Source organism: uncultured Subdoligranulum sp., assembly GCF_937890665.1.
In genome coordinates this window covers 1-9,193 of the sequence record NZ_CALADU010000051.1, presented here as the reverse complement: position 1 = coordinate 9,193, position 9,193 = coordinate 1, and the positions used below count along the sequence as shown (strand labels likewise).

The window sequence follows — 9,193 nt, the reverse complement described above, 5'->3', positions numbered from 1 at the left end:
TCGCTTTCTGAAGGCTGTGTTCTCTTGCCTTCACCTTCCACTGGAGATGAACTGCCGATTTGAGCGGAGGATTTTATAAAAAAATTCCGACCATCATCCCAAGGTGGGACAATGGCCGGAAAGGGTGTGATGATTACTTGTTTTCGATCTTATGAAGCTCGGTGTAGTAGCGCTTCATTTGGTCAGCAAAGGTACGCTGCGGGCGACCGAGGGCTTCCGCGATCTTACGATCTGAAATCTTAGGATTGTCGAGGCGCATCTGGATAATGCGGTCTGCATCCGGATCAAGTTCGCGGAACCGGGCAATGAGGTGTTTGAGCAAATCGCGGTCAGCAATAATATCTTCTATAGAAGGTCTGCTGTCCGGAATGTAATCTCCAAGAGTGCCGTTGCCGTCCGGAAGCGGCTCGTCGAGAGAAGTGGTATCGGGAGCGTGGTATTCGCACAGGTCGCACTGCCCGTCGCATTTCCAGAGATAGCGTTTGGTGCACATGCAACGTCCATGATATTGCTCGCGTTTTTGTGTTGCCCAGATATCTGGATAGAGGGAACGATACTGCTCCTCGGCGATAGGGGTGAGTGTGACCTTGAAGGGATTCTCTGGGTCACGAAGTGGAAAGTAACGCTTGTTGTCATTGTTTTTCTTAGAATTTTTCATTTTCGGTTCCTTTCTGAGCGAAAGGAGCCGAGAGAACGCAAAGCCGAAGTCATAAGAAACACAAATGGCCGGATAACTCTGAAACATTGTGTTTCAAAGTCATCCGGCCATTTGGTAGTTCATCTCGACTCCGTTGCTCGGTATGCTTTGCGTATTAAGTTTTCGATTCAGTTGTTACATTCCTGCCTGCATTGCGTAAGCAGCAATACGGTTGTGGGAGGATTCCTTTACTGCTGACTCATCGCAAAGGATTTTTACGATGTGATTGCAGTTAGGACACTTGAGCTCGATGTACAGCTTTTCCTTCGGAATATCTGATACATCGCAGGCTCTCTTTCCACAAACGGGACATTTGAGCGGCTTGTTCATGCCTTCCTCCTTTCTTGTAGTATATAAGCGTGTTCGCTGATTTACTACACCTATGGTAAAAAATATGGGAATGCACCTGTGAGAGCACATTCCCGTGCTAACAAAAATATTCGTCGAGAGATAGTTCCTCTCTGGATACCAGTTTTAATTCCTGAAGCCGGTATTTCATGGGTGTGTAGTTGACACTGAATTTCTCGGCCAGTTCAGAAATTGCCTGATCGACATCGTAGGTTTTCGGAAGTGGTGCAGGCGGTGATGAACGTAAGCCCATTGTCTTAAAAAATTCAGCTGTGGCTGCCTCCCGTGGCATCAGGAATGCAGCAGCGCAGTAATTGGCTTGGTATTCAATGACCTCGATAGCGGACATGTTTGACCTGTCTCCGGTCTCTGCGCGGAAGGCTTTCTTCTGGCAGAAGTGCTGGTAATTTGCTGACCGATTCATAAAGCAGCGTGTATGAAGCTTCTGATGGAAGCATTCATGAATGCAGCTGAAGTTCTCGATTCCGCGATTGTCGCCCTCGTTGATACTCCGATCAATGATGATAGTTCCCTTCTCGACAGGAGTCTTTTTGGGAAACATCCCATTGAATACGATGTTGTCTGGCGGAGTCTCGTCGGCTTCATTGATGGGAATCCAAGCATAGTAGTAGCCGTTGTTGTAGGCTGTCATTCCAAGAATCGACTGATCCGGTGACAAGTAAAACCAGTCTGGCGTGCAGTGGATAAAATCCACCACGTCATATACATCAATTTTCTTAGGCCGGATAAGGCGTTCTTTGTCAAAAGACTCGTTCAGGCTGTCCGCCTCATTTTCGAGCTGGGTTTTGCTGTAGTCATAGTACCGCAAATTACGTGTTGCCTCCGTTTTTTTCCTGATTTTCCAGCATGTCAATAATTTTCTGCCAATCATCCTCACCGGCATTGATGTCACGTGCTTTACGAAGAGCAGTGCGGAGATTGCCGACACCCATCACATAGTCAGATAGATCAGGAGATACGCCGTTATCTCTTGAGAGGGCAGCGTAGTCGAATAGCGTATTTGTGTCATCTTCGTTGAGACCCAGCACCTCAGCGATTTTATAGATTTTGTCTTTGTCTGGCGGATACCTCCTTCCTTTTTCAATATCGCTCATGTAAGCAGGGACAATGCCCAGCTCCTCGGCAAGCTTTCGCAGGCTGATTTCTTTCTCCTGCCTTTTGGCTTTTACAAATTCTCCGAATTTGTTTTCCATGACGATCCTCCTTTCGTAGCATGTAAGCGTGTTCGCTTAAATACTACACTAAGTATACACAGTTGCTTCAACGAAGTCAAGGGATCAAATGTAAATTTTCTTTAAACGGTGGCACATGCCCTTAGCAAAAAGCAGGCGAGGAAATCTACAGTAGTACAGTGAACATGGGCTATTTCCCAGACCTTCCGCGTTCGACCGTCTAAGAAGTGGAAGTATTTTTATTGCGGTACACGAGATATTTAATGCGCAAATGCAAATTTTTAATCTGAAATCAGGTTGAAATCTCTCGCCTGATGTGTTATAATTTATAAGGCGTCTTTTGCCGATAGGACTCTAATGGTTAGGAGGAGAATACATGGCAGTCAGCTATAAGAAATTATGGAAATTACTAATTGATAAAAATATGAAGAAAAAGGACTTAAGAGCTGCCAGCGGGATCAGCACAACAACACTTGCGAAACTTGGCAAGGATGAAAACGTCAGTACTGAAATCCTGTCGAAGATTTGTGCTGCCCTGAACTGTGATGTCGGAGACATCATGGAAATGGTGCCCGATGATTCGAAGGATGTGGAATAAATGAATGGCAAAGACAATAAACAGACAAGGAGTTTTTTAAATATGAATCAGTCAACGTATAACGCATTGAAATCCTTTATCTGGGGAATCGCTAACGATTGCCTTGTAGATGTATATGATGTGGGCGACTACAGGAAGGTCATTCTTCCGATGCTGGTCATCCGCCGTTTTGATGCGGTCTTGGAGCTGAAGCACGATGAAGTGGTAGCGGCAAAGAAGAAATTCGAGAAGGACGGAGTCACTGTCGATATTGATCCTGCGCTCTGCGGAATAGCTGGACAGGCCTTTGTGAACAAGTCTGACTTCACGCTGCGTGACTTGAAGTCCAGAACGAATCAACAGCAGCTCCGGAAGGACTTCATCGACTACCTCGATGGATTTTCCAAAAATGTACAGGAGATCATTAATAAGTTTCATTTCCGGGATCAGATTCCGCGCCTTTCCGAGCAGGATAGGCTTGGATTGCTTATCGAGAAATTTGTCGATCCGAGCATCAACCTCAGCAATAAGCCTGTTCTAAATGAGGACGGCTCTGAAAAATTGGAGGCACTTGATAATCATACAATGGGTACCCTGTTTGAAGAGGTTATCCGTATGTTCAATGAGCAGACAAATGTGACAGACGCCGGACGCCACTTTACGCCGCGTGACATTATCGAGCTCATGGCCGACCTTGCCTTTATCCCGATTCAGGATAAGATTCAGAGCACCACATATAGAATTTATGACGGAGCGTGTGGCACGGGAGGCATGCTCACTGTCGGCGAGTCCTGTATTCAGAATCTCGCTGAGCGTCGTGGCAAGAAGGTCTCCATCAATCTTTTCGGTCAGGAGAACTTTGATGAAACATATGCCATCGCCTGTGCGGATATGCTGCTTAAGGGCGAGGGCACGCAGGTCAATAATATCTTTTTCGGCTCCACCATCTCTAACGATGGCTTCCCGAAGGATGAGTTTGACTTCATGCTTTCAAATCCACCCTTCGGTACCTCGTGGAAGGCAGAACTTAAGGCGTGGGGAGATATTAAGAAAGACGAGATTACCGATCCGCGTTTTATTATTGACTATGATGGTAACCCGGAGTATACCTTGCTGCCTGATATTGGTGATCCTCAGATGCTGTTCCTTGCAAACAACATTAGCAAGATGAAGCAGAAGACTTCGCTCGGAAGCAGAATCATAGAGGTGCATAATAGTTCGTCTCTTTTTAATGGAAATGCAGGAAGCGGTGCGAGCAATCTGCGTAGATACATAATTGAAAATGACCTACTTGAAGCGATTGTCGCGTTACCGGAAAAGATGTTTTACAACACGGATATTGGAACCTTCTTGTGGATTCTCACAAATAAGAAGGATGAAAAGCGTAGGGGGACAATACAGCTTATTGATGCAACATCTATGAAGTCGCTCCTCAAAAAGAATATTGGTGAAAAGAACAGCGAAATAACTCCAAGTATTCGTCGCACAATTGTAGATCTCTATCTTGCATATAGGGATGCTGATCCTAAATACAGTATGGTTTTCCCAAATGAGGAATTTGGGTATTACGCTGTTGATGTTCAGAGGCCTCTGCGATTAAAAGTTGACTTGACGGAAGAAAAGATCGAACAGCTGTTGACGGAAGGAAAGGATAATGACCTTATAACAGTTGTGAGAAACTATTTGAATATTCAGAAAACAGAAAGCGTAAATAGCTTCAATTCTTTTATTAATGAGATTGAAAAAGTTTCAAAGGATGCGGGTGTTAAGCTGACGGCAAAGCGAAAGAAGCTGCTGAGAGATTACTTAACTTATGTTTCTGAGGACGCTGAGCCGGTTATTGATTCAAAAGGTAACATTGAGCCTGATAAGAATCTAAAGGATAGCGAGCAGATACCGATGCTCTATGAAGGCGGTATTGAGGGATTTTTGGAGAAAGAAATCAAACCGTATGTACCTGATGCATGGATTGATGAGAAGTCAGCATCAATTGGATATGAGCTCAGCTTCACGAAGTATTTTTACAAGCCGGTTGACTTGAGGCCTGTAGAAGACATTATCGAGGATTTAAGAACTCTGGAGAAAGAATCGGACGGAGTCCTTGCCGGAATAATGGAGGATTTTGAGAGATGAGAACATATCAGAACTATATTTCAACTGGTATTCGATGGAATGCAGAAATGCCAGCGCACTGGGATTGTGATAAAGCAAAACGCTATTTTGATAATCCTAAAGTTATCAACAAGGATGGGAAAGAAAAAAATGTTCTTTCGCTGACGCTTAAGGGTGTTGTTCGTAACGATGTAGATCATCCTATTGGTCTTGCACCAGCCGATTATGCTACCTATCAGCTTTTTGATAAAGATGAGCTTGTGTTCAAACTCATAGACTTGGAGAATATTTCAACCAGCCGGATAGGAATAGTCTGGGAAAAAGGGATAATGAGTTCAGCATACATTCGACTTAAACCGAGAGTCAGCCTGAATTTGCGATATTTCTATTACCAGTATTTTGATTGGTACAAGAGAAATATCTTTAATGGCCTTGGGGCGGGTGTGCGTCAAACACTTTCGGCTGCTGATCTTGTCAATTATCAGGTTGTTTTTCCTCCAATTGATGAACAAGACCAGATAGTCAGATTTCTTGATTGGAAGACTTCTGAAATGAATCGAGTTATTCATGCAAAAAATCAGGAAATCAAGAGGCTTAAGGAACTCAGAGTCGTTGCAATTAACACTGCTGTTACAAGAGGGGTAAAAGGATATCCTCTGAAAAAGAGTGGTACTTCATGGCTTAATGAAATTCCGGAAAACTGGAACATGCTTCCGAGCAAAAGATTGTTTTTCTTGAGAAAAGATAAAGCGAAGCCAGAGGATGAACAATTAACTGCTTCTCAAAAATACGGGGTTGTTCCTCAGCAGTGGTTCATGGAGCAAGAAGGCCGCCGCGTAACTGTAGTATTTACTGGAGAAGACATTCTTAAGCATGTCGAAAAGGGCGACTTTGTCATAAGCATGAGAAGCTTTCAAGGCGGTATTGAATACAGTAATTATAGCGGAAAAATCAGCTCTGCCTATGTGATGCTGATCCCCAATCACGAATATGTATACGATAGGTTTTTCAAGTGGTTTTTGAAGTCTCCTGAATACATTAAGGCGTTGAGAGGAACTTCTGATCTTGTTAGAGATGGGCAAGCACTTAGATATGCGAACTTTGCAAAAATTGATCTGCCGGTTGTCCCGATGGAGGAACAGATAGCAATTGCAGACTATTTAGATAATATTTGCAAGAGGATCGATGATGCAATTGAGAAAGTCAAGAAAGAAATTGCTTTGATTCAAGAACTGAAGACAAGAACCATTTACGATGCAGTTACAGGGAAAATAGATGTCAGAGATGTTTATATACCTGCGTATGAAGATGTTGAGGATGAAACTTCCGATGAGGATTCAGAAGAAGTTGAAACTGTAGACGAGGAGGTCGATGAATAATGCCAAGTAACACTAAGGAGAATGGCTTCGAGACTCTCATCGTTAACTGGCTTGTTAACGAAAACGGTTATGAGCAAGGGACAAATGCTGACTACAATCAGGAGTATGCGATTGATGAAGAGCGTTTGTTTCGCTATTTGCAAAGCACACAGCCACGAGATTTAGCGGAGCTGCGTATACTTGATACACCGGCAGAAAAGAAAAAGTTTCTGGAGAGGCTCAGTCGGAAGCTTTCTGACCAAGGTGTTATTGAGATACTCAGAAAAGGTTTTAAATATAAGAATAAGACACTGGAATTCTATCAGGTACTGCCGAGCAAGGGAAACCAGCGGGCACAGGAGCTATATGAACAGAACATTTTTAGCGTGACTCGTCAGCTGCAGTATTCCAAGGAATATGGCCGCCTTGCGCTTGATCTCTGCATTTTCCTGAATGGCCTTCCGATTATCACGATGGAGCTGAAGAACCAGTTCACGCTGCAGAATACTGCTGATGCGGTCAAGCAGTATAAAACGGACAGAGACCCTGCGGAGAAGCTGTTCAGCTTTAAGCGTTGCATTGTGCATTTCGCTGTTGATGATAACGAAATCATGATGTGTACCGAACTGAAGAAGGACGACTCATATTTCATGCCATTCAACAAAGGTTTCGAGGATGGCGCAGGTAATCCTCCAAATCCGAATGGGATCAAGACGGATTACCTTTGGAAAGACATACTGACGAAGAGTGAGTTCTCTAAGATTCTGGAAAACTATGTCCAGATTGTTGCGGATAAGGACGAGGATACAGGGAAGACTTCGTATAAACAGATATTCCCAAGGTACCATCAGCTGAAGGCTGTAACGATGCTTCTCGACCGCGCCAAGAAGGAAGGTGCCGGGCAGCGTTACCTTATTCAACATAGCGCGGGCAGTGGCAAGTCGAATTCAATAGCTTGGCTCGCCCATCAGCTTGTCACGCTTCAAAACGGCGGTAAGAATATCTTTGATACTGTTATTGTGGTTACCGACCGTATCAACCTCGATAAGCAGATCAAGAATACGATAAAGCAATTCACGCAGGTTTCCTCTACAGTAGGCTGGGCAAAGTCTGCGTCCGATTTGCATACCCTTTTGGATGAGGGTAAGAAGATCATCATTACCATAGTGCACAAGTTCCAGTTCATCTTGAACGATATTTCTACAGCATATAAGAATCGCACCTTCGCGATCATTATCGACGAAGCGCATTCGAGCCAGAACGGTAGTCTCGCTGCAAAGATGAACATTGTTATTTCAGGCAATGTTTATACCGATGATGACGATTTTGAAGACAAGATCAACACAATCATCGAGGGCAAGAAAATGGCTCAGAACGCAAGCTATTTTGCGTTCACGGCTACACCGAAAAATAAGACCCTTGAAATGTTTGGTGAAATCATAACTGATGAAAACGGCAATCCGATCTTAAATGAGGACGGAACGAAAAGGGCTAAGCCACACGATGTGTATACGATGAAGCAGGCAATCGAGGAGAAGTTTATCCTTGATGTCCTGAAATACTATACGCCTTATCAGAGTTACTACCACCTGATTAAGACCGTCAATGATGATCCGCTCTTCGATAAGAAGAGAGCAAATAAAATCCTGCGTTCTTATGTGGAAAGCGATCCTCATGCTATAGAGGAAAAGGCCGGTATCATTGTTGAACATTTTTATAATAATGTCCGGATGAAGATTAAGGGCAAGGCTCGTGCAATGGTAGTCACCCATCAAATTCAAAGAGCGATTGAATACTACTTTGCTATCAAGAAAGAGCTGGAAGAGCGCAAAAGCCAGTACAAGCCGATGATCGCTTTCTCAGGTGAAGCTCGCTATAATGGTGAAACATATACCGAGGCAAAGATCAATGGATTTCCAAGTGCCAAGATTGAGAAGGAATTCCGTAAAGATCCATATCGTATTCTGGTCGTAGCGGACAAATTCCAGACCGGATATGATGAGCCTCTTTTACAGACGATGTATGTGGATAAGAAACTGTTTGACATTAAGGCAGTACAGACGCTCTCACGCTTGAATCGTTGTGCACCGTACAAGACAGATACCTTTGTTTTGGACTTCATCAACAATCCTGCTGATATTCAGAAATCCTTTGAGCGATACTATAAGACCACGGTTCTTTCCGGCGAGACAGATGCAAACAAACTAAATGATCTGATTGACAACATGGAGCCCATGCAGGTCTATTCCGATGACGATGTGAACACGTTTGTTGAGCTCTACTTGAATAATGCAGATCGGGAACAGCTTGATCCGATCATCGATAGGTGTGTCGAGCTGTTTAAGGCTTTAGAATATGACGACAAGGTAGAGTTCAAGAAGAGTGCAAAGGGATTTGTGCGTACTTATAATTTCCTGTCGTCCATATTACCGTATGGTTCTCCGGACTGGGAGAAACTGTCTATTTTCCTGACACTTCTCGTGCCAAAACTCCCGAAAGTGGGAGACGAGAATGACGATTATAAGAAAATCATCGAAAGCGTCGATCTTGATAGCTATCGAGTTGTTGCCCAGCAGACCATGTCAATCTCGCTGGCCAATGAGGATGCAGAGGTGAAGCCTGTGCCGGTTCAGACGGATATAGGCATTCCAGTACCTGAATTGGATACGCTTACTCATATCCTCGAATCGTTCCATGATGTGTGGGGAAACTGCGACTGGACAGATGAAGACAAAATCAAGAAGCAAATTCTGGAAATCGCCGAAGAGGTCAAGAAGGACGAGCGTTATCAGAATGCAATGCAGTTCTCGGATATTCAGAATGCTCGCGATGAGAGTGAACGCGCTACATGGGAGGCAATCCTCCGTAATATGTCCAGTGGAATGGAACTATATACTGCTTATCAGGG

At 44.0% G+C, this 9,193-nt stretch carries 8 protein-coding genes; 4 read left to right on the top strand and 4 right to left on the bottom strand.

From position 1 onward, the window contains the following. Positions 1–133: 133 nt before the first annotated feature. The 4 genes from Q0526_RS02885 to Q0526_RS02870 form a co-directional block, all read right to left on the bottom strand. Positions 134–658, bottom strand: coding sequence for a sigma-70 family RNA polymerase sigma factor (locus Q0526_RS02885; RefSeq protein WP_298730678.1), 525 nt, complete (start codon positions 656–658; stop codon positions 134–136). A gap of 174 nt (positions 659–832) precedes the next feature. After that, positions 833–1,027 carry a hypothetical protein gene (locus Q0526_RS02880; protein ID WP_214081253.1) on the bottom strand — a complete coding sequence of 65 codons (195 nt, stop codon included), beginning with the start codon at positions 1,025–1,027 and terminating at the stop codon, positions 833–835. Positions 1,028–1,124: 97 nt separating this feature from the next. Further along, positions 1,125–1,874: an ImmA/IrrE family metallo-endopeptidase gene (locus Q0526_RS02875; RefSeq protein ID WP_298730676.1), complete on the bottom strand. Its 750-nt coding sequence runs from the start codon at positions 1,872–1,874 to the stop codon at positions 1,125–1,127. A 1-nt stretch (position 1,875) separates the two neighbouring features. Further along, positions 1,876–2,259, bottom strand: coding sequence for a helix-turn-helix transcriptional regulator (locus tag Q0526_RS02870; protein ID WP_214081251.1), 384 nt, complete (start codon positions 2,257–2,259; stop codon positions 1,876–1,878). A gap of 355 nt (positions 2,260–2,614) precedes the next feature. On the opposite strand from Q0526_RS02870, the gene Q0526_RS02865 reads away from it, so the two are divergent. From Q0526_RS02865 to Q0526_RS02850, 4 genes are all read left to right on the top strand, one after another. Next, complete coding sequence (locus Q0526_RS02865) at positions 2,615–2,836, top strand: helix-turn-helix transcriptional regulator (protein WP_106612764.1); 222 nt, start codon at positions 2,615–2,617, stop codon at positions 2,834–2,836. Further along, entirely contained in the window at positions 2,837–4,948 is a 2,112-nt protein-coding gene (locus Q0526_RS02860; RefSeq protein ID WP_298730672.1) for a class I SAM-dependent DNA methyltransferase, read from the top strand. Beyond that, positions 4,945–6,306, top strand: a complete 1,362-nt coding sequence (locus Q0526_RS02855) for a restriction endonuclease subunit S (RefSeq protein ID WP_298730670.1) — start codon at positions 4,945–4,947, stop codon at positions 6,304–6,306. The genes Q0526_RS02860 and Q0526_RS02855 overlap by 4 nt, the downstream gene beginning before the upstream one ends. Beyond that, on the top strand, positions 6,306–9,193 hold a 2,888-nt coding region (locus Q0526_RS02850), incomplete at its 3' end, for a DEAD/DEAH box helicase family protein (protein ID WP_298730668.1). The genes Q0526_RS02855 and Q0526_RS02850, both read left to right, overlap by 1 nt.